At 61.3% G+C, this 25,225-nt stretch carries 22 protein-coding genes and 2 pseudogenes; 10 read left to right on the top strand and 14 right to left on the bottom strand.

Features of this window, described 5'->3' with window-relative positions:
- Positions 1 to 53 precede the first annotated feature (53 nt).
- The 3 genes from FHX09_RS09275 to FHX09_RS09265 all read left to right on the top strand — a co-directional run bounded on the left by FHX09_RS09275 (position 54) and on the right by FHX09_RS09265 (position 4,875).
- Positions 54 to 1,832, top strand: coding sequence for an acyl-CoA dehydrogenase (locus FHX09_RS09275; protein WP_132588449.1), 1,779 nt, complete (start codon positions 54 to 56; stop codon positions 1,830 to 1,832).
- A 9-nt stretch (positions 1,833 to 1,841) separates the two neighbouring features.
- Positions 1,842 to 2,594, top strand: a complete 753-nt coding sequence (locus FHX09_RS09270; RefSeq protein WP_132588450.1) for a crotonase/enoyl-CoA hydratase family protein — start codon at positions 1,842 to 1,844, stop codon at positions 2,592 to 2,594.
- A gap of 196 nt (positions 2,595 to 2,790) precedes the next feature.
- Positions 2,791 to 4,875 (top strand): methyl-accepting chemotaxis protein, encoded by a 2,085-nt coding sequence (locus FHX09_RS09265; protein WP_183720934.1) that lies wholly within the window; start codon positions 2,791 to 2,793, stop codon positions 4,873 to 4,875.
- Between the two features lie 187 nt (positions 4,876 to 5,062).
- Here FHX09_RS09265 and FHX09_RS09260 read toward each other — a convergent pair whose 3' ends face one another.
- Genes FHX09_RS09260 through FHX09_RS09250 form a run of 3 tightly spaced genes read right to left on the bottom strand, consistent with a single transcriptional unit; the run spans position 5,063 to position 7,508 of the window.
- Complete coding sequence (locus FHX09_RS09260) at positions 5,063 to 5,455, bottom strand: VOC family protein (RefSeq protein WP_183720937.1); 393 nt, start codon at positions 5,453 to 5,455, stop codon at positions 5,063 to 5,065.
- Positions 5,456 to 5,514: 59 nt separating this feature from the next.
- Positions 5,515 to 6,765, bottom strand: a complete 1,251-nt coding sequence (locus FHX09_RS09255; RefSeq protein ID WP_184449811.1) for a class I SAM-dependent RNA methyltransferase — start codon at positions 6,763 to 6,765, stop codon at positions 5,515 to 5,517.
- The gene (locus FHX09_RS09250; protein ID WP_183720940.1) at positions 6,762 to 7,508 is read right to left on the bottom strand and encodes a TlyA family RNA methyltransferase; all 747 of its coding nucleotides are present in this window, start codon (positions 7,506 to 7,508) and stop codon (positions 6,762 to 6,764) included. The genes FHX09_RS09255 and FHX09_RS09250 overlap by 4 nt, the downstream gene beginning before the upstream one ends.
- Before the next feature lie 276 nt (positions 7,509 to 7,784).
- Between FHX09_RS09250 and FHX09_RS09245 the strand changes: the two genes are divergently transcribed.
- Positions 7,785 to 9,725 (top strand): methyl-accepting chemotaxis protein, encoded by a 1,941-nt coding sequence (locus FHX09_RS09245; RefSeq protein ID WP_132588454.1) that lies wholly within the window; start codon positions 7,785 to 7,787, stop codon positions 9,723 to 9,725.
- A gap of 103 nt (positions 9,726 to 9,828) precedes the next feature.
- Here FHX09_RS09245 and FHX09_RS09240 read toward each other — a convergent pair.
- From FHX09_RS09240 to FHX09_RS09230, 3 genes and pseudogenes are all read right to left on the bottom strand, one after another.
- Positions 9,829 to 11,059 (bottom strand): annotated as a pseudogene (locus FHX09_RS09240) (MFS transporter).
- Between the two features lie 277 nt (positions 11,060 to 11,336).
- Positions 11,337 to 13,253: a 1-deoxy-D-xylulose-5-phosphate synthase gene (dxs, locus tag FHX09_RS09235; protein ID WP_132588455.1), complete on the bottom strand. Its 1,917-nt coding sequence runs from the start codon at positions 13,251 to 13,253 to the stop codon at positions 11,337 to 11,339.
- 106 nt (positions 13,254 to 13,359) lie between these two features.
- The gene (locus FHX09_RS09230) at positions 13,360 to 14,283 is read right to left on the bottom strand and encodes a pirin family protein (protein ID WP_183720945.1); all 924 of its coding nucleotides are present in this window, start codon (positions 14,281 to 14,283) and stop codon (positions 13,360 to 13,362) included.
- A 552-nt stretch (positions 14,284 to 14,835) separates the two neighbouring features.
- Here FHX09_RS09230 and FHX09_RS09225 point away from each other — a divergent pair.
- Both FHX09_RS09225 and FHX09_RS09220 read left to right on the top strand, forming a co-directional pair.
- Positions 14,836 to 15,246, top strand: coding sequence for a hypothetical protein (locus FHX09_RS09225; protein WP_183720948.1), 411 nt, complete (start codon positions 14,836 to 14,838; stop codon positions 15,244 to 15,246).
- Between the two features lie 47 nt (positions 15,247 to 15,293).
- Complete coding sequence (locus FHX09_RS09220) at positions 15,294 to 15,794, top strand: hypothetical protein (RefSeq protein WP_132588459.1); 501 nt, start codon at positions 15,294 to 15,296, stop codon at positions 15,792 to 15,794.
- A 28-nt stretch (positions 15,795 to 15,822) separates the two neighbouring features.
- Here FHX09_RS09220 and FHX09_RS09215 read toward each other — a convergent pair whose 3' ends face one another.
- The gene (locus FHX09_RS09215) at positions 15,823 to 16,074 is read right to left on the bottom strand and encodes an exodeoxyribonuclease VII small subunit (protein ID WP_132588460.1); all 252 of its coding nucleotides are present in this window, start codon (positions 16,072 to 16,074) and stop codon (positions 15,823 to 15,825) included.
- Between the two features lie 2 nt (positions 16,075 to 16,076).
- Positions 16,077 to 17,012: a histone deacetylase family protein gene (locus tag FHX09_RS09210; RefSeq protein ID WP_007793196.1), complete on the bottom strand. Its 936-nt coding sequence runs from the start codon at positions 17,010 to 17,012 to the stop codon at positions 16,077 to 16,079.
- Between the two features lie 161 nt (positions 17,013 to 17,173).
- Between FHX09_RS09210 and FHX09_RS09205 the strand changes: the two genes are divergently transcribed.
- A complete protein-coding gene (locus FHX09_RS09205) occupies positions 17,174 to 17,569 on the top strand; it encodes a hotdog domain-containing protein (RefSeq protein ID WP_037082786.1) in 396 nt (131 codons plus the stop codon).
- Here the strand turns inward: FHX09_RS09205 and FHX09_RS09200 are convergent.
- The 3 genes from FHX09_RS09200 to FHX09_RS09190 are packed head-to-tail and all read right to left on the bottom strand — an operon-like array spanning position 17,566 to position 19,436.
- Entirely contained in the window at positions 17,566 to 18,129 is a 564-nt protein-coding gene (locus tag FHX09_RS09200) for a biotin transporter BioY (protein WP_132588461.1), read from the bottom strand. The genes FHX09_RS09205 and FHX09_RS09200 overlap by 4 nt on opposite strands.
- Before the next feature lie 12 nt (positions 18,130 to 18,141).
- Positions 18,142 to 18,762: a CbiQ family ECF transporter T component gene (locus FHX09_RS09195; protein WP_132588462.1), complete on the bottom strand. Its 621-nt coding sequence runs from the start codon at positions 18,760 to 18,762 to the stop codon at positions 18,142 to 18,144.
- On the bottom strand, positions 18,759 to 19,436 hold the full coding sequence (locus tag FHX09_RS09190) for an ABC transporter ATP-binding protein (RefSeq protein WP_132588463.1): 678 nt from the start codon (positions 19,434 to 19,436) through the stop codon (positions 18,759 to 18,761). Before FHX09_RS09190 ends, FHX09_RS09195 begins: the two co-directional genes overlap by 4 nt.
- Positions 19,437 to 19,584: 148 nt before the next feature.
- On the opposite strand from FHX09_RS09190, the gene FHX09_RS09185 reads away from it, so the two are divergent.
- Entirely contained in the window at positions 19,585 to 20,781 is a 1,197-nt protein-coding gene (locus FHX09_RS09185; RefSeq protein ID WP_183720954.1) for a winged helix-turn-helix domain-containing protein, read from the top strand.
- A gap of 148 nt (positions 20,782 to 20,929) precedes the next feature.
- A complete protein-coding gene (locus tag FHX09_RS30315; RefSeq protein ID WP_281412159.1) occupies positions 20,930 to 21,058 on the top strand; it encodes a hypothetical protein in 129 nt (42 codons plus the stop codon).
- A gap of 129 nt (positions 21,059 to 21,187) precedes the next feature.
- Here the strand turns inward: FHX09_RS30315 and FHX09_RS09180 are convergent.
- Positions 21,188 to 22,226: pseudogene (locus tag FHX09_RS09180) on the bottom strand (IS110 family transposase).
- Between the two features lie 126 nt (positions 22,227 to 22,352).
- Here FHX09_RS09180 and FHX09_RS09175 point away from each other — a divergent pair.
- Positions 22,353 to 22,754 carry a hypothetical protein gene (locus tag FHX09_RS09175; protein ID WP_183720956.1) on the top strand — a complete coding sequence of 134 codons (402 nt, stop codon included), beginning with the start codon at positions 22,353 to 22,355 and terminating at the stop codon, positions 22,752 to 22,754.
- Between the two features lie 173 nt (positions 22,755 to 22,927).
- Here FHX09_RS09175 and ribB read toward each other — a convergent pair whose 3' ends face one another.
- Positions 22,928 to 24,031: a 3,4-dihydroxy-2-butanone-4-phosphate synthase gene (gene ribB / locus FHX09_RS09170; protein ID WP_183720959.1), complete on the bottom strand. Its 1,104-nt coding sequence runs from the start codon at positions 24,029 to 24,031 to the stop codon at positions 22,928 to 22,930.
- Between the two features lie 10 nt (positions 24,032 to 24,041).
- Positions 24,042 to 25,139 carry a chorismate synthase gene (aroC, locus tag FHX09_RS09165; protein ID WP_007793174.1) on the bottom strand — a complete coding sequence of 366 codons (1,098 nt, stop codon included), beginning with the start codon at positions 25,137 to 25,139 and terminating at the stop codon, positions 24,042 to 24,044.
- Positions 25,140 to 25,225 lie beyond the last annotated feature (86 nt).

Genomic DNA, 25,225 nt, shown 5'->3' with positions numbered 1-25,225 from the left:
GGAGAGGTCGAAGGGCGTTTCGCTTGGCGGCCATGGATGCGAGGAGATCACCGATGTACAAGGCGCCCGTCGAACAGATTTCGTTTACACTGAAGCATGTGGCCGGCTTGGGCAGTGCAATCGAGGCCGGTTTGCTTGGCGATCTCGGCGAAGATCTCGTTGACGCCATCCTTCACGAAGCAGGGCGGTTCGCCACGGATGAAGTGGCACCGCTCGCCGAAATCGGCGACCGCCAGGGCTCGCGCCTCGTCGATGGCAGGGTGGTGACGCCGGATGGTTGGCGCGACCTCTATCAGAACTGGATTGCCGGCGGCTGGAACGGCCTGACCGCACCTGAGGAGTTCGGCGGGCAGGGGCTGCCCCACATGCTGAACGTCGCGGCGCTCGAGATGTGGAATTCCGGATCGATGGCATTCGCGCTCTGCCCGACACTCACCATGGGCGCGATCGAGGCCATCAGCAGCCATGCCTCGGACGAACTCAAGAATATATACCTTGCAAAGCTCGTTTCCGGTGAATGGACCGGCACGATGAACCTGACGGAGCCGCATGCCGGCTCCGACCTCGGTGTGCTCAAGACCCGCGCGGAGCGTCGGGACGATGGCACCTACCGCGTCTTCGGCCAGAAAATCTTCATCACTTGGGGCGAACACGACGCCGCCGACAACATCGTTCACCTGGTGCTCGCCCGCCTGCCGGATGCACCGACCGGAACGCGGGGCATCTCGCTGTTCCTCGTGCCGAAGTTCCTTGTCAATCCGGATGGATCGCTCGGCGCCCGCAACGATCTCTTTGCCCATTCGCTGGAGCACAAGCTCGGCATCCACGGCTCGCCGACCTGCACCATGATCTATGGCGATGGCAAGTTCGGTGAAGGGAAGGGTGCGATCGGCTGGCTGGTCGGCGAGGAAAACAAGGGCCTGGCCTGCATGTTCACGATGATGAACAACGCCAGGCTTGCCGTCGGCATGCAGGGCGTGGCAATCGCCGAGGCGGCGACGCAGAAGGCGATTGCCTATGCGAAGGAGCGTACTCAGGGTAAGGCGCCCGGCTGGACGGGCGGCGGTATGAGCCCGATCATCGAGCACCCGGATGTCACCCGTATGCTCCTGACGATGAAGGCGCTGACACAGGGCGCCCGCGCGATTTCCTACGCCTGCGCGCACGCCATCGACATGTCGCATCGCGCGACCGACGCCAAGCCGCACTGGCAGGAGCGCGCTGCGCTGCTGACACCTATCGCCAAGTCCTTTTCCACCGATGTTGGAGTCGACGTGGCTTCGCTCGGCATTCAGGTGCACGGCGGCATGGGCTTCATCGAGGAAACCGGAGCTGCGCGCTACCTACGCGATGCACGTATCGCGCCGATCTACGAAGGCACCAACGGCATCCAGGCGATCGACCTTGTCACCCGCAAGCTGACGCTTTCCAACGGCGAGCAGGTACACGGGCTCATTGCCGAGCTGAAGCAGATTGCCGACCAGGTCCGCCACTCCAACCTCGAAGGCTTTGGTGCGACCGCAAACCGGCTCGACGCAGCCACAACCGACCTCAGCGAAGCGACGGACTGGTTGTTGGCGCAGTTGCGCGATGGCAAGACGGCCGAGGCTTTGGCCGGTGCAACACCCTATCAGCGCCTCTTCGGCCTTGTCCTGACCGGTTGCTACCTTGCCAAGGGCGGGCTCGCGCAGTCGCCCGATGGTGGCGCTGAGAAGCGCATCGCGCTCTGCCGCTTTGCCGCGGAGAATCTTCTGTCCGAAATTGCTGCGCTGAAAGACAGCGTCATCAGTGGTGCCGCAAGTCTTGCAGCCGCCAAAATCGTTCTTGTCTGAGGAGCCATCATGACAGACCAGGTCATCGTCGAGCAGGATACAGCCCACCCCGGCATCCAGATCATCCGCATCAACAGGCCGGAAAAGAAAAATGCCATCACCCGGGCGATGTATCGGACGATGGCGGACGCGCTGATCGCCGCCAACGGCGACACGCAGATCCGGGCAACGGCCTTTCTTGGCACCGAAGGCTGCTTTTCCGCAGGCAACGACCTGGGTGATTTCCTGGCCGCCGCCATGGGTGGCGCCATGCCGCGGGAGATCGTTGAGTTCCTCTATGCCATGGTCCGGTCCGAAAAGCCGATCGTCTCCGGCGTGGACGGCTTGGCGATCGGGATCGGAACCACAATGCACATGCATTGCGACCTGACCATCGCTTCAGCGCGCAGCCAGTTCCGCGCACCGTTCGTCGATCTCGCGCTCGTTCCGGAGGCGGGATCCAGCCTGCTTGCGCCGCGCATCATGGGACACCAGCGCGCCTTCGCGCTGCTGGCAGCGGGCGAGGGCTTCTCCGGCGAGGAAGCACGGGAGGCAGGACTTGTCTGGAAGGTCTGCGCGCCCGACGAGGTCGAAGCCACGACACTGGCCACCGCCGCCAAACTCGCGGCCAAACCGCCGGAAGCGCTGAAGATCGCGCGCAACCTGATCCGCGGCGACCGCGATGAGATCATTGCCCGCATCGATGACGAGGCGCGCCACTTCTTCGATCGCCTGCACAGCGCCGAAGCGAGGGCCGCCTTCGAAGCCTTCATGCGGCGCTGACGTCGGAATTATTTGAATTTTGTTAGATTTTAAGCCTGTTTTAAATACCCCTCTAATATTAGGGGCGTGACGGCGCGCAGATGTCGCAGCTGTCCGGGCGCATGAGGTGCTTTGTTCAGCTTTGCCCATTGTCTGCGCATCGAGTAGCCCGCGTTTCGTCAAGTACGGCGCGGGACCGCTCACAAAAGGAAAACCCTTGAAAAAGAAGACGAACTTGATGACGCGCATCCTCGTTGCCGCGTCTGCCGTTGTTCTCGCGGCCTTTGCCGCCTTTTCCTATTACATCAATTCCGTCGAGCGGAGCACCGCGACCGCCGCGATCGAAGCCAACATCAGCTCCTCCGGTGAGCAGGCAGCCAACAGCCTGGCCAACTGGATGAACGGGCGTGTGACGCTGACCGCGATGGTCGCTAACGCCATCGGCCGCGCCACGGATCAGAAAGGCGTCGAAGCCGTGCTCCAGAATGATGTTCTGACGAGCCAGTTCGTCAGCACCTATTTCGGCGACGAGCAGGGCGTCTTCACCATGTGGCCGAAGCTGCCGATGCCGGACGGCTATGATCCGCGCAAGCGCCCTTGGTATCAGGACGCAGTCAAGGCCAACGCGGCCGTCATGACCGAACCATATGTCGATGCGTCGAGCGGCGATCTCATCATCAGTTCCGCTGTTCCTGTCAGCCACATTGGCAAACTGGCCGGCGTCGTCGGCAGCGACTTCTCGCTGAAGACCATGGTGGACATGATCAAGGAGATCGATCTCGGCGGTAAGGGCACGGCCTTCCTCGTCAACAAGAGCGGACAGATTCTGATCCATCCGGACGCGAAGCTGGTGACAAAGACGCTCGCCGACGCATTTCCGGCTGAGACGCCGGCGATTAAAGCGGGGCTGGCCCCGACTGAGTTTGCCGGCAAGGATGTCCTTGTCAGCTTCATGCCGGTCGCAGGTCTGCCCTCGGTAGAATGGTATCTCGGCTTCGTCGTCGACAGCGATGCCGCCTTCGCGTCATTGAACGAATTCCGCATTGCCGCAACGATTGCCACGGTTCTCGCCGTCGGCCTGATGATCGCCGCCATGGCGTGGCTGCTGCATGGCCTCGTGATCCGTCCTGTGACGGATATGACCGCCGCGATGCAGAAACTCGCGGCGGGTGATCTGTTGGTCGCCATTCCCGGCGAACAGCGCCGTGACCAGATCGGTTCGATGGCCGAGGCCGTTGCCGTCTTCAAGAAGAACGCGATCGATCGCCAGCGTCTGGAGGGCGAAGCTGAAACCGGCCGCACACTCACCGAGCGCGAAGGCCGGGAACGCGAGCAGCAGAAGAACCGCGAAGCAGCGGAAATCCGCGATGCAGTCGACGCGCTTGCCAGCGCCCTAGATGCGCTGTCGGACGGCAACCTTGCGCATCGCATCGAGACGCCATTTGCACCACACCTCGACCGCCTTCGCAATGACTTCAACACGGCCGTCACCAAGCTCCACGGTGCCCTGCATGCCGTCGGCAACAACGCTCATGCCATCGATGCCGGCGCCAGCGAAATCCGCACCGCGGCGGACGGCCTTGCCCGCCGCACCGAGCAGCAGGCGGCTTCGGTCGAGGAAACGGCAGCAGCGCTCGAGGAGATTACGACGACGGTCAAGGACACGGCTCGACGCGCCGAGGAAGCCGGCAATCTCGTCTCCCGTACCCGCAACGGTGCAGAAGAATCCGGCAATATCGTTCGCAAGGCTGTTTCGGCGATGACCGAGATCGAACAGTCGTCGCAGAAGATCGCCAACATCATCGGTGTCATCGATGATATCGCCTTCCAGACCAACCTGTTGGCGCTGAACGCCGGCGTCGAAGCAGCCCGTGCAGGTGAAGCCGGCAAGGGATTTGCTGTTGTGGCTCAGGAAGTACGCGAACTGGCACAGCGTTCGGCTAAGGCCGCCAAGGAAATCGAAAGCCTGATCACCGCCTCGAACGATCAAGTTCGCTCCGGCGTGACGCTCGTCGGCGATACCGGCAAGGCGCTGGAGACGATCGTCGGCCAGGTCCAGGAAATCAACCGCCACGTCGATGCGATAGTCACGGCAACCCGCGAGCAGTCGACCGGACTGGCCGAGATCAACACTGCGGTCAACACCATGGACCAGGGCACGCAGCAGAATGCCGCCATGGTCGAGGAGCAAACGGCGGCAAGTCACGGGCTGGCGCAGGAGGCGGCAAAGCTGATGCAGTTGCTTGGCCAGTTCAACCTCCAAGCATCCCAGGCTGCTGCGTACAGTCGTCGCGCCGCCTGAGGCAAGCAAAGCTCGGAACGAAAAGGCCCGCACGATCTGAACTGACCCCCGAAGGTTGTTGTCCAACTTTATGGGGTAAGTTCAGAAACGCGGGCCTTTAACTGACTCTGGAATACCCAAGTCAGGGACTTGCGACGGAAGTAGTCGTGAGCCAGAACCGGCGATCTTATTGCGAGGATCAGGACCTCTACGAATGGCTGTGAGGCCCAAGATTTTGAGGCTCCCCGATTTCGATCGCATGCCTGTCAGGGTCATAAAAACGGAAGACCCTTTGCCCCCATGTTTGCCGTTCGACAGGATGGATCAGCTCGACATGTGGTGCGATGCTTTCGAAGGCCGCATCGACATCCTCATGTTCAAAATACAAAAGCAAGTTTCTTCGCCCATAGGATTCTTCAGTAACAGGCGATTGCCGCCAGATCGTTTGTTCAAGCGACCTTCCGTCATGGATCGCAAAGCCAGTCTCGAAAAGGACGAAGTTTCCGAAGTCCTCCAAAATCTGCAGGCCAAGTGTTTTGCGGTAGAATTCCTTGGAGCGATTTATGTCGCGGACGAAAGGGATGGGATTGATAAAACGCATCGAATTCCTTTCGGGGTGCTCAAGACCGTTGAGATTCGCCGTGCTCGCAGGGCAACCTCTTATTTCTCCAGCGCAGCTACGACCTCGACATGCGGCGTCCACAAGAACTGATCGATCGGCGTCACACCGGTGATGCGATAGCCTCCCTCGACAAGAAGAGCGAGATCGCGGGCGAGCGTCACGGGATTGCAGCTGACCGCCACAATCTTCTTGACGTTCGAGCGCGCCAATTCCTTGCACTGAAACTCTGCCCCGGCGCGCGGCGGATCGAAGACCACAGCGTCGTAGACTTTCAGCTCCGAGGTCATCAATGGCCGGCGGAAGAGGTCCCGTTTCTCGACGCTGACTGGCTTGAGGCCCTGCGTGTTGCGAGCGGCATGATCTAGCGCCGCCAGTGGCTTGTCCTCGCTCTCGACCGCATGCACGCGACCGACCCGGGCAAGGCGAAGTGAAAACGTGCCGGCACCGGCAAAGAGATCGGCGATGCGTTTCGCCTTGCCGACATGCGCCAGAACGAGTTCCGCCATCGCATCTTCCGCCGGCTTGGTCGCCTGCGTGAAACTACCGGGTGGCGGAACGACATTGACGCCGCCGAAGTCGACGATCGGCTTGGATGGTTCGACGAGGATCTCGTCGTTGAGCGAGACGCGGGCGATGCCGCGAAGGGAAAGCACAGTCTCAATCGCCTTGCGACGCTGCTGGTCGGAGAGCTTCTTGATGCCGTCGACCGCAAGATCGAGGCCCGACAGGGTCTCCAATACGGTGATGCGGAACGCTTCGGCGCTATTGGCAAGTGCTGCACCAATCGCCTTGATCGCCGGCAGCCTGGCCATGATGCCCGCCGACGAGATGGGACATTCCTCGATGGCGACGATGTGGTGGCTTTCGGCCTGATTGAAGCCGATCAGCATGTCCTTCTCGGTTCGCCGCGCGGCGAAGACGACGCGTCGGCGCTCGCCGGGATGAGCGGCGACGAGGTCGGCAACGTCGGACGTTAGCCCCTTCGATTTCAGCGCATCGATGACGAGCTGCCGCTTGAAGCGGCGGTAGGCCGCATCGTTCATGTGCTGCAGGCTGCAGCCGCCACAGGTGCCGTTCATTCCGTCCGGGCCGAAATGGCGGCAGGGCGGGTCCTGACGATCGCCTGATGGGGTCGCGATGGACATCAGCGTGCCATGGTTTTTAACGCGCACTATGGCGACGGTTTCGCCGGGCAGAGTGAAGGGCACGTAGATCGGCGCGCCGTCTGCATGCACGATCCCGTCGCCTTGGGCGCCGAGCTTTTCGATCGTAACTGTTTGCGTGCTCAAGGTTTCGTTCCTGCGAGTAGAAATTCCTGGTTCCCGTCGCCGCCGGCGATCGGGGAGGGGATGAGGCCAAGGCTGTTCCAGTCCATATCGTCGACGAACCAACGCTCGAGTTCGGCTGCGACATCAGGCGCCGAAGACGGGTCCTTGAGAAGCCCGCCTTTGCCGATCGCATCGCGCCCGGCTTCGAATTGCGGCTTGACGAGGAGAGCAGCGATGGCTCCCTTTTCCGCAAGGTCGAGGGCAGGGGCCAGCGCTAGCTTCAGCGAGATGAAGGAAACGTCCGACACAATGAAGGTGATCGGGTGCCCGATATCCTCGGCCGTCAGGTTGCGGGCGTTCAGGCCTTCGATGTTGGTCACGCGAGGATCGTTCGATATGCGCGGATGCATCTGGCCATGCCCGACATCGATCGCGGTGACGTGTGCCGCACCGCGCGCCAGCAGGACTTCCGTGAAGCCGCCGGTCGAAGCACCGACATCGAGACAGCGATGCCCCCACGGATCGAGCTTGAAGTGATCCAGCGCAGCTGCCAGCTTCAATGCAGCGCGCGAGACATAGTCCTGCGCCGGATCGTCGATCTCGATGGCGGCATCCTTGCCAAATAGTGCGCCGGCCTTCGTCACCACCTTGCCGCCGACCTTCACGGTGCCGCGCTGCACGGCATCTCGCGCGCGGGACCGGCTGGCGAAGAGACCAAGGCTGACAAGAAGCTGGTCGAGGCGTTGTGTGTTCTGATCTGACATGCGCTGTCCTTGCAGGGCAAAGCCAAGCCTTGCAAGCCTTTTGTTCCAGAAACGCTTCGGTGTCTCGCTCGCGACGTTCGCCGCGTCGCACAAACTTAAGCAAATTTAAAGTCTGCCGTCATAGGGTCGGGCGGATTGCAGCGGCTTGTGAAGCTGCTTCCCGCCATGATGGCCCACCTCCCAATTTGCCGATCATGTTCCCATCCTCCGAATTTTCCGGGCATGCCTTGGCGTGCCGTTTCCCCATGGCCGCAGGCCGTCAGGAGAGATTGACTGATGTTTGCTAGAAACATGTCCTTGAATGGTAAGCTCGCTGCGACATTCGCAGTGCTGATCCTTATCTTTCTGTCCGTTTCCGCCTTTGTATACTCGAAAGCAGGCGCCGTTTCCGCCGCTTCAGAGCAGCAGAAGAAGTCCGAGCGTCTGGTCAACCAGATCGATGACGCGCTGCAGGCCATGCTCGAACAGGCGGTGAACCTGCGCGGCTTCCTGCTGTTCCGCAGCGACAGCACCTATGGTGACATCTTTGCGAACCGCGAGCGCATGCTGAAGGCGATCGCCGCTGCACGCGAAACCGCAGCCGGCAACAGAGATTTCATCCAGCAGATCGACGGTATGCAGAAGGCCGCCGATCTCTATTTCCACGAGCTTGCCGAACCGCAGTCCAAGGCTCGCAAGGAAACCGACATGCCGATCGACCAGATCGTCAAGATCGGCGTCAACGAAACAAAGGGCCAGCTCGACGGGTTCCGTCAGGCGTCCGCCAAGATCAAGGCTGCCGCGCGCGATGAGTCGAACGCGCTTGCGGCTCTGCAGGCAGATGCCGGCAGTGATCTCCGTGCCACGCTGCTGACCGGCGGCATCGCTGCCGCTTTTGCCGCCGTCCTTCTTGCCTGGATGCTGTCGCGCAGCATCGTTCGCCCGATCGTCGGCATGACCTCGGCGATGGGACGCCTTGCCGGCGGTCAGAACAACATCGACGTTCCGGCCCTGGACCGCCAGGACGAAGTCGGCCGCATGGCCCAGTCGGTTCTGGTCTTCAAGGATGCGGCGATCGAGAAGCTTCGCCTGTCCGGCGAGACAGACCGCATGCGTAGCGACGCCGAGCGTCAGCGTCAGGCGAGCGACGAACAGAAGGCCCGCGAGGAAACCGAACTTCGCTTTGCCATCGAAGGCCTTGCCGGCGGTCTTTCCGATCTCGCCAACGGCAACGTCGCCGTTCGCATCACGACGCCGTTCGCATCGCAATTCGATCGCCTGCGCAGCGACTTCAACAACGCCGTCGAGAAGCTGCAGGGCGCCCTCCAGTCCGTCGGCCGCAATGCTTCCGCGATCAATGCCGGCGCCGGCGAGATCCGCTCGGCTGCCGACGATCTCGCACGTCGGACCGAGCAGCAGGCGGCTGCCGTCGAGGAAACCGCAGCAGCGCTCGAAGAGGTCACAACCACCGTTCGCGACTCCGCCAAGCGGGCCGAGGATGTCGGCCAGCTGGTCGAGCGCACGCGCCTCGGCGCCGAGAAGTCCGGCGATGTCGTCCGCAAGGCCGTCTCTGCGATGCAGGAGATCGAAAAGTCCTCCGGTGCGATCAGCAATATCATCGGCGTGATCGACGACATCGCCTTCCAAACCAACCTTTTGGCGCTGAATGCCGGCGTCGAAGCGGCACGTGCCGGTGAGGCGGGCAAGGGCTTTGCCGTCGTCGCGCAGGAAGTGCGTGAGCTGGCGCAGCGCTCGGCGAACGCCGCCAAGGAGATCAAGGCGCTGATCAACACGTCGGGCACGCAGGTCAATGTCGGCGTCTCGCTCGTCGACGAAACCGGCAAGGCGCTGGCCGAGATCGTCGGCGCCGTCCAGGAGATCAACAAGCATGTCGGCGCCATCGTCACCGCAACGCGCGAACAGTCGATCGGCCTGCAGGAGATCAACACGGCCGTCAACAACATGGATCAGGGTACGCAGCAGAATGCGGCCATGGTCGAAGAGCAGACGGCGGCCAGCCATTCGCTCGCGCAGGAGGCCGGCGCCCTCGACGATCTGCTGCAGCAGTTCAATCTCGGCAACAATGTCGTCGCGGCAGCCTCTCGCGCCGCTCCCGCCCACGCCGCATCGCGTCCGGTCGCCTCTCCGGCTCGTGTCCTGACCAGCCGTGTCGCCAGCGCCTTCGGCGGCAAGGCGGCAACCGCCGCAGCCGTCAAGGAAGACTGGACCGAGTTCTGAGACGCAGGCTCATTCGAACGAAAAAGAAGGGCGGCCCGATCGGGTCGCCCTTTCAAAGGGGTGGGGACACTCCCGCTATCGGACCGCTTGGAGACCGCTCCCGCTAGGAATTTGGCTCGGCAATAGGTCGATCCAGAAAAGCTGCCAACATTGCGAGCGATGCCGATATCAGCATCGCCCCGAAGAGCGCATAGACTGTTGCTAACTGCGCGACAAACACACCGGCAATCGCGACGACAAGCGCTCCACCGGCGATCGACATCGCAGCGGCCAGCCCTGCGGCAGTTCCGGCGAGTTCCACATGCACCGAAAGCCCGCCGGTGTTGGCGGCAGGCATGGTCAGCCCGTTGCCGATGCCGATGAACACGCAAGGCCCAAAGAATGCCAGGATGTGGGTATTTCCCGACATCGACAGGCTCAAACCGACCAACAGCCCCTTGCACGTCAGCAGACGCGCGAGAACCAGCATGGTGCCGAGCGGAAGTCTGGAGGCGTAGCGGCCAGCCAAATAGCTGCCCAGGATAAAGCCTGCGGGGATCATTCCCATGTAGAGGCCCAGTGCCGCGGTTGACCCGTCAAGCGATTTACCGATCGCCAACGGTGCGCCTCCAAGGAAGATGTAAAGTGTGCCCATGGAGAAGGTCATGCACAGGGTGTACGTCCAGAACCGTGCCGAATACAGTAGCTGGCCATAGGAGGCGAGGTAGTTGGCCCTTGCGCCGGAAGAGATCGCAGCAGTCTCTTTCAGCTCGCTATAGACGAGGCGAGTGCTGCGGCACCAAGGATCGCGAAGACGACGATCCGAACAACTCGTCCAGAAACCCGCCAAGCAGCGGACCGAGCATCGGTGCGATCGCCCATCACATGGCCAGATAACCCAACTTGCTCGCGGCTTTGCGTTCGGCCGACGTTTCCTTGATGACGACGAGCGCGATGGAAAAGCAGGTCGCTATGGACGCTTGCATCGCCCGAAACAGAAGGAAGACGCCAATATTGGTCGCGAGCGCGCAGCCAACAGACGCGGCGATGAATATCGAAATCGCAATTAATGCTACCGGCCTGCGTCCGTATCGATCCGAGATTGCACCCGCGACGAGGTTCGTCAAGGCGGTGGCGATCGCGTAGCCGGCAACCGCGAGGTTGACGAGTGCGAAATCAGCTCGGAACGTCGCGGCAATATGCGGTAGCGACGGCAGGATCGCGTTCACCGGCAGCACGGCGATCGCCGAGAGCAGGATGAGGGTCGTCAGCCGCGGCGGGCTAGCAGTGGAAGGGACTACGGTTGTCCGGGTCCTTGGTGTGCTCGAAGTGTCAATGGGATTGTGGCCCGTCATGGCGTTGGTCTCTTTTCCGTGGGAGATGGCGAAAGCCTGACGAGGCGCGCTGAACTCCAGCCATAAAAAAGGCCCCGTCAGGAGCCTGCTTACCGCGCATGGGTGCTTTCGCCGGATGGCTATGCCATCCCGCCCATGCGCTCCATCACCACGATGAGAGCCATTGCGATTTTCATGATCGTTACGGCTAGAGAGAAATTTGCCTGTCGTCAATGCAGGCAGGCAGAGACGGCCTGTGCGTCAGGCCGCCATGTCGCGCCGGCAAGGATGCAGGAGTCTAGCCTGCGACGCCGACAGCCAGGCCACGGCCAAGCGCCTTGAACACCGTCGAGACGATCCCCGCACGGTCGAGGCCTGCGTGGGCATTCATTACTTCCGGCTTTGCCTGTTCCATCCACACGTCGGGCATGACAAGCGAGCGGATCTTCAGGCCGTTGTCGAGGAGACCGTCCATCGCCAGGAACTGGATGACCTGGCTGCCGAAGCCACCGATTGCACCTTCCTCGACGGTGATCAGGATTTCGTGGTGGCGGGCAAGCTGGCGGATCAGTTCGTGATCCAGCGGCTTGGCAAAGCGCGCATCGGCAACCGTCGTCGAAAGGCCGGCTGCATCCAGATCCTCTGCCGCAAGTAGACAGTCGGCGAGGCGGGTGCCGAAGGAAAGCAGCGCCACCTTAGAGCCTTCCTTGACGACGCGGCCCTTGCCGATCTGCAGGATCTCGCCGCGGGCAGGCATTTCGATGCCGACGCCTTCGCCGCGCGGATATCGGAACGAGATCGGACCGGCATCATAGGCCGCTGCGGTTCGCACCATGTGTTTCAGTTCGGCCTCATCCGCCGCCGCCATGACCACGAAGCCGGGCAGGGTGGCGAGGAAGGTCGTATCGAACGAACCTGCATGGGTCGGGCCATCGGCGCCGACAAAGCCGGCGCGATCGATGGGGAAGCGAACCGGCAGCCCCTGGATCGCAACGTCGTGGACGACCTGGTCGTATGCACGCTGCAGGAAGGTCGAGTAGAGGGCGGCGAACGGCTTGAAGCCCTCGGCTGCGAGGCCCGCCGCAAAGGTCACCGCATGCTGTTCGGCGATGCCGACATCGAAGCACCGCGACGGGAAGACGCTTGCGAGCTTGTCGAGCCCGGTGCCGTTGGGCATGGCGGCGGTGATGCCGACGATCTTGTCGTCGAGCTCCGCTTCGTGCACCAGCGCTTCGGCGAAAACACTCGTGTAGCTCGGTGCGTTCGGCTTCACCTTCGCCTGCGCCCCGGTGATGACGTCGAACTTGTTGACGCCGTGGTACTTGTCGGCTGCCGCCTCCGCCGGCGCATAGCCCTTGCCCTTCTGCGTCACGACATGGATCAGAACCGGACCTTCCGCATTGTCTCGTACATTGCGCAGCACCGGCAGCAGGTGCTCGAAGGAATGACCGTCGATCGGACCGATATGATAGAAGCCCATCTCTTCGAACATGGTCCCGCCAGTCACATAGCCGCGGGCATGCTCGACCGCGCGGGTGATGGCGCGATCGACGTTCTTACCAAGGTAGGCCGTCAGTTTCTTGCCGAAATCACGAAAGCCCATGTAGGTGCGGCCGGAGGCTAGGCGCGCGAGATAGGCGCTCATCGCGCCGGTCGGCGGCGCAATCGACATGTCGTTGTCGTTGAGGATGACGATCAGCCGGGCATCGAGTGCGCCAGCGTTGTTCAAGGCCTCATAGGCCATGCCGGCCGACATCGCGCCGTCGCCGATCACCGCGATCACGCGGCGGTCGGTCTTGTCGAGCTCCGAGGCAACCGCCATGCCGAGGCCGGCGGAAATCGATGTCGAAGAATGAGCGGCGCCAAAGGGATCGTATTCGCTTTCAGCGCGCCGCGTGAAACCGGAAAGTCCGTCTTCCTGGCGCAGCGTGCGGATGCGGTCGCGTCGTCCGGTCAGAATCTTGTGCGGATAGCACTGGTGCCCGACATCGAAGATCAGCCGATCTTCCGGCGTATTAAAGACGCTGTGGATCGCAATCGTCAGCTCCACCACGCCGAGGCCCGCGCCGAGATGGCCGCCGGTGCGTGACACCGCGTCGATCATTTCATCCCGCACCTCGCGCGCAAGCTGCGGCAGGTCGCGATCCTCCAGCTGTCGGAGGTCGGCCGGATAGGTAACCTTGTCCAGCAGCGGCGTCTTCGGCGGTTGTGTCACGGGTGGGCGCTCTTTCTTGTCATTCTTGGGCAGGATGCCTTTAAGCCATAAATTGCGGTGAAAAAAGTCGATTTCAAGAACGGCTGAAACTCCTTTCTAGAGGAGATCATCCTTCCGGCAAAGGTATGAATTCTTCTTCGTCCCCCGGAACGATGTCGAACTTGCCGGTCCGCCACTCTTCCTTTGCCTTTTCGATGCGCTCTTTCGAGGACGAAACGAAGTTCCACCAGATGTAGCGCTTCGAGTTCAGTGCCGCTCCACCGAACAGCATCAGATGGCAGCCCTCTCTGCCTGCTTCGAGCGTGATCGCATCGCCGGGGCGGAAGACGAGGAGCTGATCGGCGGCAAATCTATCGCCCGATATCACGACTTCGCCTGACAGCACGTAGGCCGCCCTCTCCTCGTGTCCCGCAGCGAAGGGAAACTTTACGCCGGCCTCGAGACTGATATCGGCATAGAGCGTGTCCGAGAACACCTTCACCGGCGAGGACATTCCCTCGAACGATCCGATGACGACGCGTCCGCGCACGCCACGTTCGTCGATCACGGGCATGTCGCTCTTTTCGGTGTGTGCAAAGGAGGGATCGATCTCCTCTTTGTCGTCGGGCAGGGCAAGCCATGTCTGCAGGCCCGACATCAACAGCGGATGGCCGCGCAAGTTGTCGGGCGTGCGCTCGGAATGCACGATGCCGCGTCCTGCCGTCATCAGGTTGATATCGCCGGGGCGAATGACCTTCTCGGTGCCGAGGCTGTCCCGATGCCGGATCTCGCCGTCGAAGAGGTAGGTGACCGTCGACAGCCCGATATGCGGATGCGGCCGTACGTCCAGGGCCTCGTTCGGCTTCAGGATCGCCGGCCCCATGCGGTCGAAGAAGATGAACGGCCCGACGAGCCGCCGCTGCCGCGTCGGCAGCGCTCGCCGCACCTCGAAACCGCCGATATCGCTGGTGCGCGGGATGATGAGGTTCTCGATCGCGTCGCAACTGAAGGCGTCGCCGGGCAGGGGGTCTTTACCGGGGAAGAAGGACATGAGCGGGTCTCCGATCAGAGTAGCAACACCTTAACCGCAAGCGGCGCAGAGGCAAGCGGCGGCCGGCACTGCGGCACAGCCGATATAATCCGTTCGATAGTATAAAGCGTTTCTTCACCGACCAGCAGACTTTGCTGCCGGAACGGCCGGGATGCCTTGTTTCATTTTGAAATACCTGCCAGCAAAAGAGGTGTTTTGAACAGCGGGAATATTGTCGTATATGCAATATAATCAAAGGCGTAAGGTTAGAAAGACGAGCGCAACAGCCGGTCTCTTGGCAGTGGGAGTAGCTCTCTCCTCCTGCGGGACAAATCCGAATTCGCTGGAAATGAACGAGAGCGCAAAGGAGGCCGGCAAGCGCGCGAACCCATGGTTCAGGAGAAAGGTGCCGCAGCGGTCGTGTCTCATTGAACGAGACTTATTGCCAGAGAGGTCAGGTCCGCCTCCAGAAGATCGTCGATGGCAGGATCGATCCGGGTCCTTTTGTCGAGTTGGGACAGCCCACCGGTTTCTATGGCGACAAGGCCCTGAAGGAGTTTGCCAAGCTTTTCGATGCAGATGCTTACGCTGAACCTGCCAGCGATCGCCAAGGCAACGGCCGTCGAAGACATCCGCACGTCTTTCCGGCCAATTGAGCCCGGGCGCTACATCGTCACCTTGGTCAATTGCAGCAACGGCAACAGCGGCGCGGCAATGGGCTTTGGAAATGTCGGCTTGCCCGGTGTAAAGGGCTCGAATCCGCAAATTCCAATTCTAGGCGATAATTCTATCGTGATCGGAAAGGGCGAAATCGTCGACGCCGGCATCGTCGATATCGTCTCGACGGGTTCGAGCGGCGTCTTCTTCAAGAACGAGACGGCCCGTCTTGTGGGATCGGAGGCGCCCCAACCGTTCAGGGAGCATCAAGCGGAACCTGCCGGAAAACTATGCCCGCATTACCTACAGGAAATTTTCAGCCGATGACGGCCTCCTGCTTCCAGAAAATAAAAAAACAACGGAGAAACAATAGTATGACGATTATGTTCATAACGGCAACGCCCAAAACGGCATCTGCCCTTCTTGCAATGACGCTTGTTGCAGGCATTGCGCTCCCGCAGGTGGGCATGGCTGCACCCGCCGCCGGAATCAGGGGAACGGATATCGCCATTGCCGCATTCAAGGATGTTTACTTGCGCTCCGCGCCATCCTTCGCCTCGGCCCTTACCAAGGCAAAGCGCTACGGCGTGAAGGAAACCACCAAGCTTGGCGATTCGAACATCGGCATGACCAGCGACGATTCTATATCCGTTCAGGTCAAGCTGAAGCGGGAATGCGCCGTCACGAGCCCCAACCGCTCGAATCCCACCCTTCATGCGCAGTTTCTGCGCACCATCGCCGAGGTCGCAGATGCGCCGCCGCAGGGAAACAAGGCGGGAGTGCCATTTACCGGCACCATTCAGGGCCATTGCTTCGTCTTCATGCATGACAGGAAAGGCGGCGAAGCCTACGTGATGATCAGTCTGGAGAAATAGTCCGCGCGCAATGGCGGTGGTCGAACGATCACTGCCCGTCAAGCGACTCGACGCCCTGCGGCTTGCCGGCGCGGTCGAGGCGGATCTTTTCGATGCGGTTTTCGGCAGCCGACAGCAGCGTTTCGCAATGCTTCTTCAGCGCCTCGCCGCGCTCATAGATCTCGATGGATTCGTCCAGCGCCACGTCGCCGCGTTCCAGCCGGGCCACGATGCTTTCGAGTTCGGCAACAGCCTTCTCGAAGGAAAGACCGGAAACCTCCGGCTTGGCGCTGTCAGTCATACTCAACCCTTCATCATTCTGAGAATATGCAGGCCGGCCGATTCGGCGAGGCCTTCGAGATCATAGCCGCCTTCCAGCAGGCTGACGACCCGGTTTCCGGCACTTTTGTCGGCCACCTCGAGCAAGCGCCCGGTTGCCCAGTCGAAATCTTCGCCGACGAGATTGATCTGCGCCAGCGGATCGCGGTGATGCGCGTCGAAGCCGGCCGAGATGATGATCAGGTCCGGACGGAAATCGAACAGCGCCGGCAGCACGCGCGATTTGAATGCCTCGCGGAAGTGATCACTGCCAACGTTCGGAGACAGTGGCGCGTTGACAATGGTGCCGTGCTTACCGCTCTCGTCCTTGGCGCCGGTGCCGGGATAAAGCGGCATCTGGTGCGTTGAGCAGAAGAGCACGGAAGGATCGTCCCAGAAGATATCCTGCGTGCCGTTGCCGTGGTGCACGTCCCAGTCGACGATCGCCACGCGCTCGGCGCCGTGCACCTTCTGCGCATGACGGGCGGCGATCGCGGCATTGTTGAAGAAGCAGAAGCCCATCGCCCTCGATTTTTCGGCATGATGGCCGGGCGGGCGGGCAGCAACGAAGACGTTGTCCGCCTTGCCGGTGAAGACGTCATCGACAGCGGCCATCGCGCCGCCGATTCCCGTCAGTGCCGCTTCGAAGCTCTTTCTGCTGGCATAGGTATCGGCTTCGAGCTGATTGATTTCGCCATCCTCTTCCGGCACCTGGCGCAGGACCGAAAGCAGGTGCTCTTCGGGATGGGCAAGCAGCACGGCCTCTTCGGCGGCTTGCGGCGCGCGCTTGCGGTCAAGCCCAGCGAAATTCGGATGCTCCAGGGCCACGTTGATTGCCCGCAGACGGTCGGACCGTTCGGGATGGCCGGCGGGCGTTACGTGTTCCAGGAAAATCGGGTGCTCGTAAAGGCGGGTGCTCATAGGATCACTCTATCTTTACCTCCCGTCATGATCCACAGCAGATGGGGCTCGACGCTGCGATTTCAACAAGCGCGCACCTTGCTCCTCGCACCGGTCCTCCCGTTTACTTCGGTCGACCTCGCGGCTAGTCTTCGGGGAGGGGGAAATTGGTAGAAAGATCAATGAACGAGGTCACGCGCACCGTTGAGATGAATGTGCCGTTCCGCGACGTCGACATGAACGGCCAGGTATTTTTGGGTTCCTATATTTCCTATGCCGAGTCCGTGCTGGCCACCTTTTGGTCGTCAAGGCCACGGTTGGAGAATGAGCCGCTTTATATCGCCAGCAAGGTGACCTGCATCTTGCATCGGCCGATGCATTACGACGAGAGAGTCCTGTTCACGGCATCGGTCGACAAGATCGGCGTGCGTTCGGTTGGCTTCATCATTTCGGCCGATATTGGCGATGAGCGCTCTGCGGAGGTCGAAATCATCTGGCAGGCACGCTCACGCGAAGATCGTTCGCCAGTCCCGCTTCCGGAGGTCACGCGTGACTGGCTTTACGGTTTCGTCGACTAGCTGCGCACCGGCAGCAGGGGATAACCGACCATGACCGCGCGGCCGACAAGAGCCGCAACGAACGCCTTGACGACGTCACCAGGAATAAACGCCATCGAGCCGAGGAAGGCCTTGGAGAGGCCAAGCTGGGCGGCGACCGCCAGATAGACGATGCCGAAGGCGTAGAGAACCACGATGCCACCGATCATTGCGGCAAGGAAAAAGCCGACTGTCTGCACCAGCGCCGACTGTTCGGATTTGACCAGCCGCTCGCTGACCCAGCCGGTCACGAAAGCAGCGAATACCCAACCGATGAGGAAGCCGGTGGTCGGTGCGGCGAAAGCGGCAAGCCCGCCGCGGCCGCCTGACAAGACCGGAAGGCCGATCGCGACAAGCACGAGAACAATCAGGACCGCGATCGTGCCGCGGCGCGCACCAAGCACGACACCCGCCATCATCACGCCGAGCGACTGCGCGGTGATCGGTACCGGAATGAAACCAAGCGTGATCGGCGGCAGAATGCCGAGCGCGACGATGATGGCCGCAAAGAGAGCGGAGAGAACGAGGTCGCGAGTGCTCATGCAGGGCTCCTGTTAGCGAGTTCTCAAATTGACATGCCGCCGAACGCCGCGCGCGTCAATCGCCGCGGCAATGTTATCCGCATCCCTCAGCGTCAGAATGATCAGTGGCACGAGCACTGTTGTCGGTCGCACCTTGATGCCCCGTGCAGCGTGCGCCTCGCGGATAGCCTGGTAACGGCCGAGAATCTCGGGAACAAAGCGGACGACAAGGCCGACAGCGAGGCCGACATCGTCGGCCCGGAGGAGGCCGAGGCGCTCCAACGGCCGCGCCAGCAGCGTAATCTCGTCGATGAATTGCGCGATCGTTGTCGTCGCCGTCACGGCGGCAGCAAACAGCATCAACGCCGTCAGCCGCAGCAATGCGACGACCGCAACATGCCAGGGATTGAAGGCAAGACTGAACAGCGCAACGACGAGGATGGTCAGGAATATCGGCTTCAGGCGCGCAAGCGCTGACCGCGTCGAGAGGCCGATGTTGAAGTAGATCGTGGCCATTACGAGCACTGCCAGGGCAAGCAGCAGGAGGTTCGCCGAAAGGAAGAGCAAGACGCCAAGAGCGGCAAGCGCAAGCAGCTTGGTGCGGGCGGAAAGGCGGTGCATGGCGCTGTTGCCTTCGACGAAAAGCGACTTCATCGGCTGGCGATCTCCTTGTAGCGGCGGATCGCTTCTGTGGCAGGCGCGTCGGCAACAAGGTTGCCTTCGTGGAAAACCAGCACGCGTTCGTAATCAGCGACCAATTCCAGATCGTGGCTGATGACGATAGCGTTCTCTGGAAGGCCTTCCACCAGCCTCTGCACGAGGCAGCGGTTCTTGAGATCCAGCTGGTTGGTCGGTTCGTCCAGGATAAGAATGTCGGGCCCGGTAGCCAGCACAGAGCAAAGGGCTGCAAGTTGGAGCTCCCCGCCCGAAAGCTCGTGCGCGCGGCGGTCGGCAAGATGGGCGGCGCTGAAACGCTGCAGGACCGCCTCCACCTTGGCTGTTATTTCTGCCGGTTTGTAGCCGCGGCTCTTCAGGCCGAAGGCGATATCGTCGCGCACGACGGGCAGGATGATCTGGTTTTGCGGGGACTGGAAGATGAAGCCGACATCGGTAAGGATCGCCTTGGCGTCGGCGGTATCGCGCCCGTTGACGACCACGCGCCCGACGCTCGGCTTGGTCAGGCCGTTGATGAGACGCGCAAAGGTCGTCTTGCCCGACCCGTTGAGGCCGATGATGCCGACGCGCTTTTCTGTGAGCTGCAGCGTGACTGGTGCCAGCGCGACGCGCGTACCATAGCTGACCCCTGCGCCTTCGAAACGGATATCCACTTGGTCCCTCGTGAATTGAGAGGCCGTTCTATAACGAATTTCGCACTTTGAAAGCTCAAAATCTCGCATTGAATGCCGGCTGCTCCTACCTGATGATCGTGCCAACATATCGGGTGGCTAGGAACATTTTCCGTTCTATGATGCGCAGATGACGAATCTCATTTCGAATTCCGATGCCCGCCGCATATTCCTCGCCAAGCAGGGCCTGAGCGCGCCGCCGAACAAGGCGTTGACGAAGGCCGGCCTGCTGGAACTCATCCACGAGATCGGCTTCGTGCAGGTGGATAGCATTCAGACGGTGGAGCGGGCGCACCACCAGATCCTGTTTTCCCGCAACCAGACTTACAAGCGCGAGCATCTGACTGCACTTCTGGAGAAGGAAGGCTCGCTTTTCGAGCACTGGACGCATGACGCCTCGATCCTGCCCAGCGCCTTTTTCCGATACTGGAAACACAAGTTTCGCCACGAGGAAGAGGTGATCGGCGAACGCTGGCGAAAATGGCAGGGGGAGGGGTTCGAACACGCCTTCGACGAGACATTTAAGCGGGTTGCTCGCGACGGAGCAATCATGGCCCGCGAGATCAAGGCGGATGGGCACGTTTCCGGCGGCTGGTGGAACTGGCATCCGAACAAGACGGCGCTCGAATATTTCTGGCGCACCGGCAAGTTCGCCATCGCCGGACGCTCCAACTTCCAGAAGATCTATGATTTGGTCGAGCGCGTCATTCCCGCCGAATTCCACGAGCCAGAAGTCAGTCGTGAGGAGTTTGTCGACTGGGCCTGCCGCAGTGCGCTGACGCGCCTGGGCTTTGCAACGCATGGCGAGATCGCCGCTTTCTGGGATCTGCTGTCGCCCGATGAAGCGAAAGCATGGGTCAACGCGCATCGCGACGAGTTGACCGAGGTTCTGATAGAGCCGGCGCTTGGCGGCAAACCGCGAGCCTCCTGGGCCTTCCTGGATCTGCTGACGAGCCTTCAGGACTATCCCGATGCGCCGCCGCGCGTTCGCGTGCTCAGCCCCTTCGATCCGATGATCCGCGACCGTAATCGCACCGAACGTCTCTTCGGCTTCTTTTATCGCATCGAGGTGTTCGTGCCCGAACCCAAGCGGGAATACGGCTACTACGTCTTCCCGCTTCTGGAAGGCGACAAGCTGATCGGTCGCATCGACATGAAGGCCGATCGCAAAGGCGGAACGCTGGACGTGAAGCGGCTGTGGCTGGAGCCGAGCGTGAAGGCTGCGGCCGGGCGGCTCGAAAGGCTGCATGCCGAACTGGAGCGCGTGGCAAAGTTTGCGGGACTGGAGAAGATCGTGCTGCTGGATGGGTGGTATACGAAGAGCTAGATGAAAGGCTTCTGTAACGGGCCTTGAGTCAATCCCTTGTGAGCTTAGTCCCTCGCCAAGTGCTTGCTTCTGTTGGGGTGGACGGCCCCGAACGGCATCGAAATGTGCCAGAGTGAGTCGTTAACGATCTCAAACGAAGGAGCCGTCCGTGGATCAGATTATCCGTATTGGCATGGATACGTCAAAGCACGTCTTTCAATTGCATGGCGTCAACGCCGCCGAGCAACCGATCCTGCCCGCAGTCGACGCTTGGCCGCTGCTCTATGGGGTCTGCTGACGCGCAGTCACCTGAGTGCTGCTTGCCTTTCGGCAGCCTAGCCCATCCATCGTCCCGGCGAAGGGACCTTGCTCCGGGGGGGCTGATGGCAGCGCCCGCCCGAAACCTGTCCTGGTGTCTCCTTCCGGCTCAGGCGGCCATGGCTGACGTCGCCTTGTGGGGGATGAAGTTGGTTTTATCCCTGAGCATGTGGTGCAACACCACCGCCAGCTTGCGGGCCAGCGCAACGCGCGCCTTTCTGGGACCTGCGCGCCTGGCGACCGCCAGCGCCCAGCTCTTCAGATCCGAACCCTTCACGGGGCGCGTCAGGATGACGTTGGCCGCCTCGTAGAGCGCGGTTCGTACGCCCACATCGTCGATCTTCGAGATGCGACCGCTATAGTCGGTCTCGCCCGATTGGTACTTCTTTGGCGTCAGTCCGAAATGCGGCCCGACCGCTCGGGATGAGCGGAAACGCTCGGGCGCATCAACGGCCGATGCGAATGTCAGCGCCACCACGACGCCAACGCCGGGCGTCGTCATCAGCCGCCGTGCGTTGTCGTCCTGACGGGCCAAGGCACGGAGCTTTCGTTCAAACCCGGCAAATTCGTCCGCAAGCGCGTCGCGCACCTTCAACAGCGACGCGGCGATCGCCTCCAAGGTCGGGTGACCTTCAATCAGCTCGCGGATGCGTGCCGCATAGGTGCGCCGCGTCGTCGGCCCCACCTTGAGGCCAAAACCGCGCAAAATGCCGCGGATGCTCATCTCGATGTCGTGAAGCTTGCCCTGGATGAGCTTGCGGCCGGTCAGCAGAGCACGAACCTCTTGGGCCGGAAGCGATCTGCAGTGGACTGGCCTGAACCAGCCAAGCCGCATCAACTGCGCAATACCCCGCGCATCCTTCTTGTCCGTCTTCACCGGCATCGTCTTGAAGGCGGCACGCACGTGGCGCGTCTCGATCAGTTCGACCGCCAAGACCCGCCTCTGTCATCCCGGCGTGCAGCCATTGCGACAAGGGACCGGCCTCCAGACCAATTCGTTCCATGGCCACGCCGTGCTCGCCAAACCAGGCGATCAACGCATCGGGCTCGCTGAGCACTTTTGCCTCCCGCACGATGCGGCCATCCGCATCCACCACGCACACACTTGAGTATTCCAATGACACGTCGATGCCGGCATACTCGCTCATGGTCGTCTCTCCGTGATGCTATGGAGCAGGCCATTCCTGACTCCGCGACACCATCATTGTGAGGGACGACCACCAGCCTTTCAAACCTCGCTGGCCGAGCTCCGCCCGTTACATCTAGACACAGCGATGCTCGCTTTCGTCAAGGTTCGCCGTATTCTTCGATTTCTTTCAGTGGTCGCCGCGCTGGCCGGATGCGCCGCCGCCTACGTCGCAAATCTCAAGAGCCACATCACCTCGATAAGTCCCGACGGTATTGTTTCCCTGGGAAACTATCGGATGCTGCGCGATCTGCATTACGATATCTCACTTGGGTTACTGCACGGCCTCGAAAGATGGCCGGATCCTGAAAGCTGTGCGCAACGAGACTCCTTCGAGATCGATTTGGAGCCGTTTCCGTACGGAGTGGGATGCACAAATCTGCCTATTGCGGATTCTGGATACTTGGGAGGTCCGGAGCAAGGGGTGGCTTGGCTGAGTGCGCAGCATCTAAAATACAACGATCACGCGCATTCTACCAAACGCTTCTGATCGCACGCTCAGCTTCGCATGCACCAAGCATACCGGGAGCTGTAGCAGCCTTATAGCGCAGTGGCGCCGCCGGTATTACATTCTGCAGCCTTATGCGTACGACTTCTCGATAACCTATCGCAACGATCGTCTCGTCAATATTGAGACCTTTGCCAACACTATCTAGCTGAATCTCAGCAAATCTCCGTATTGGCGATTTTGATCCCAAAGCCCTCGAGGCCGACGTAGTGACGCTCGCGGCTGGTGAGCAGCTTGATCGACGTGACGCCGAGGTCCTTGAGGATCTGCGCGCCAAGGCCGATCTCCAGCCATTCGCTTTCGCGGCTCTTGGCTTCGGCGTGGGATTCGCGGCCCTGGCTACGCGTCTTGCGGCCGTTGTCGTAATGGCCGACGCCGACGGAGCCTTCGCGGAGATAGACGATGATGCCACGGCCTTCCTCGGCGATCTTCTGCATGTAGTGATCGACCGGGCTCCGCTTCCCGAAGAGGTCCTCGGCGACGTTTTCGGGGTGTAGGCGTACTGGAATATCGATGCCGTCGCGGATATCGCCAAAGACGACGGCGAGGTGCTGCATCGGATCCCAGGGGAGCGAGTAGGTATGGGCTTTTGCCTTGCCGAAGGGCGTTTCGACATCAAAGCTGGCGCCGAGTTCGATCAGTGTTTCCTTGCGCTGGCGATAGGCAATCAGATCGGCCACCGACACGAGCTTCAAGTCGTGCTTTTCGGCGAACTCGACCACCTGCGGTCCGCGCGTGACGGTACCGTCATCATTGACCAACTCGCAGATCACGCCGATCGGCGGAAGCCCGGCAAGCTTGCAGAGATCGACGGCGGCTTCGGTGTGACCCGAGCGCATGAGCACGCCGCCTTCGCGCGCGACCAGCGGGAAGATGTGGCCCGGACGCACGAAGTCCCCGGCGCCGACATTGGGGTTGGCCAGGCTGCGAACAGTCAGCGTCCGGTCATCAGCGGAAATGCCCGTCGTCGTGCCGTGCTTGAAATCGACCGAAACGGTGAAGGCCGTCGTGTGGGCCGAGTCGTTTTCAGCAACCATTGCATTCAGATTGAGCCGGCGGGCTTCTTCCTTCGGCATCGGTGTGCAGACGATGCCGGAGGTGTGACGCACGATGAACGCCATCTTCTCCGCAGTACAATGGACGGCCGCAACGATCAGGTCGCCTTCGTTCTCGCGGTCGTTGTCATCCATCACCACGACAATTTCGCCAGCCTCGAAGGCCCGGATCGCATCGACGACGCGCTTCTGATCGTAAGGCATGTCAGTGTTCCTATTTCAGCCGGCCGGTCTGGCCGCGGTCACGGAGATAGTGGTCGGCAATGGCGCAGGCGACCATCGCTTCGCCGATCGGCACGGCGCGAATGCCGACGCATGGATCGTGCCGTCCCTTGGTACGGATATCGACATTGTTACCGTCTGCATCGATCGACTGGCGCTCGGTCAGGATCGATGAGGTCGGCTTGATGGCGAAACGCGCGATAACAGGCTGACCGGTGGAAATGCCGCCGAGAATGCCGCCGGCCTTGTTCGACAGGAACAACGGCTTGCCGTCATTGCCCATGCGCATCTCGTCGGCGTTTTCCTCGCCGGTGATCTCGGCGGCCTCGAAGCCATTGCCGATTTCGACGCCCTTGACGGCGTTGATTGACATCAGCAGCGAGGCGATATCCTGGTCGAGCTTTCCATAGATCGGCGCACCCAGACCTGCCGGTACGCCCTCGGCCACGACCTCGACAACGGCGCCGATCGACGAGCCGTTCTTGCGGATGCCGTCGAGATAGTCTTCCCAGACAGGAACGATCTCAGGGTCCGGCGCAAAGAACGGGTTCTGATCGACCTGATCCCAATCCCAGTTCTGGCGGTTGATCTTGTGCTTGCCGATCTGCACCAGGGCGCCACGCACCTTGACGCCAGGCACGACGAGGCGGGCAATGCCGCCGGCTGCCACGCGTGCAGCCGTTTCGCGGGCTGACGAGCGGCCGCCGCCGCGGTAGTCGCGGATGCCGTATTTTACATCGTAGGTATAGTCGGCATGGCCGGGCCGGTACTGTCGTGCGATCTCGCCGTAATCCTTGGAGCGCTGGTCGGTGTTCTCGATCATCATCGAGATCGGCGTGCCTGTTGTGATCATCGTCTCGCCGTCGGCGTCCAGCATAACGCCGGACAGCACCTGGACGAGATCGGCTTCGCGACGCTGCGTTACAAAGCGCGACTGGCCGGGCTTTCGCTTGTCGAGCCAGACCTGAATGTCCTCGAGCTTGAAGCGCAGACCGGGAGCGCAGCCGTCGACGACGCAGCCCAGCGCCGGCCCGTGGCTCTCACCCCAGGTGGTTACGCGGAAGAGATGACCGAATGTGTTGTGCGACATGTGTCCCGACCGGATCACGCCAACCGGTCGTCACCGGCGGCGTCCTTCATCTGAAAAATGCGCGACACTCATAGGCCAAAAAGACG

The organism is Rhizobium sp. BK538 (assembly GCF_014197575.1).
Taxonomy (GTDB): domain Bacteria; phylum Pseudomonadota; class Alphaproteobacteria; order Rhizobiales; family Rhizobiaceae; genus Rhizobium.
The sequence above is the reverse complement of the archived record's forward strand: the minus strand, read 5'-3'. Positions and strand labels throughout refer to the sequence as shown.

Coding starts and splice junctions, on each gene's coding strand:
- FHX09_RS09275 (WP_132588449.1), top strand. CDS start 54: ATGTACAAGGCGCCCGTCGAACAGATTTCGTTTACACTGAAGCATGTG.
- FHX09_RS09270 (WP_132588450.1), top strand. CDS start 1,842: ATGACAGACCAGGTCATCGTCGAGCAGGATACAGCCCACCCCGGCATC.
- FHX09_RS09260 (WP_183720937.1), bottom strand. CDS start 5,455: ATGCGTTTTATCAATCCCATCCCTTTCGTCCGCGACATAAATCGCTCC.
- FHX09_RS09250 (WP_183720940.1), bottom strand. CDS start 7,508: ATGTCAGATCAGAACACACAACGCCTCGACCAGCTTCTTGTCAGCCTT.
- FHX09_RS09245 (WP_132588454.1), top strand. CDS start 7,785: ATGTTTGCTAGAAACATGTCCTTGAATGGTAAGCTCGCTGCGACATTC.
- FHX09_RS09230 (WP_183720945.1), bottom strand. CDS start 14,283: ATGTCCTTCTTCCCCGGTAAAGACCCCCTGCCCGGCGACGCCTTCAGT.
- FHX09_RS09225 (WP_183720948.1), top strand. CDS start 14,836: ATGCAGATGCTTACGCTGAACCTGCCAGCGATCGCCAAGGCAACGGCC.
- FHX09_RS09220 (WP_132588459.1), top strand. CDS start 15,294: ATGACGATTATGTTCATAACGGCAACGCCCAAAACGGCATCTGCCCTT.
- FHX09_RS09215 (WP_132588460.1), bottom strand. CDS start 16,074: ATGACTGACAGCGCCAAGCCGGAGGTTTCCGGTCTTTCCTTCGAGAAG.
- FHX09_RS09210 (WP_007793196.1), bottom strand. CDS start 17,012: ATGAGCACCCGCCTTTACGAGCACCCGATTTTCCTGGAACACGTAACG.
- FHX09_RS09205 (WP_037082786.1), top strand. CDS start 17,174: ATGAACGAGGTCACGCGCACCGTTGAGATGAATGTGCCGTTCCGCGAC.
- FHX09_RS09200 (WP_132588461.1), bottom strand. CDS start 18,129: ATGAGCACTCGCGACCTCGTTCTCTCCGCTCTCTTTGCGGCCATCATC.
- FHX09_RS09195 (WP_132588462.1), bottom strand. CDS start 18,762: ATGAAGTCGCTTTTCGTCGAAGGCAACAGCGCCATGCACCGCCTTTCC.
- FHX09_RS09185 (WP_183720954.1), top strand. CDS start 19,585: ATGACGAATCTCATTTCGAATTCCGATGCCCGCCGCATATTCCTCGCC.
- FHX09_RS09175 (WP_183720956.1), top strand. CDS start 22,353: ATGCTCGCTTTCGTCAAGGTTCGCCGTATTCTTCGATTTCTTTCAGTG.
- ribB (WP_183720959.1), bottom strand. CDS start 24,031: ATGCCTTACGATCAGAAGCGCGTCGTCGATGCGATCCGGGCCTTCGAG.
- aroC (WP_007793174.1), bottom strand. CDS start 25,139: ATGTCGCACAACACATTCGGTCATCTCTTCCGCGTAACCACCTGGGGT.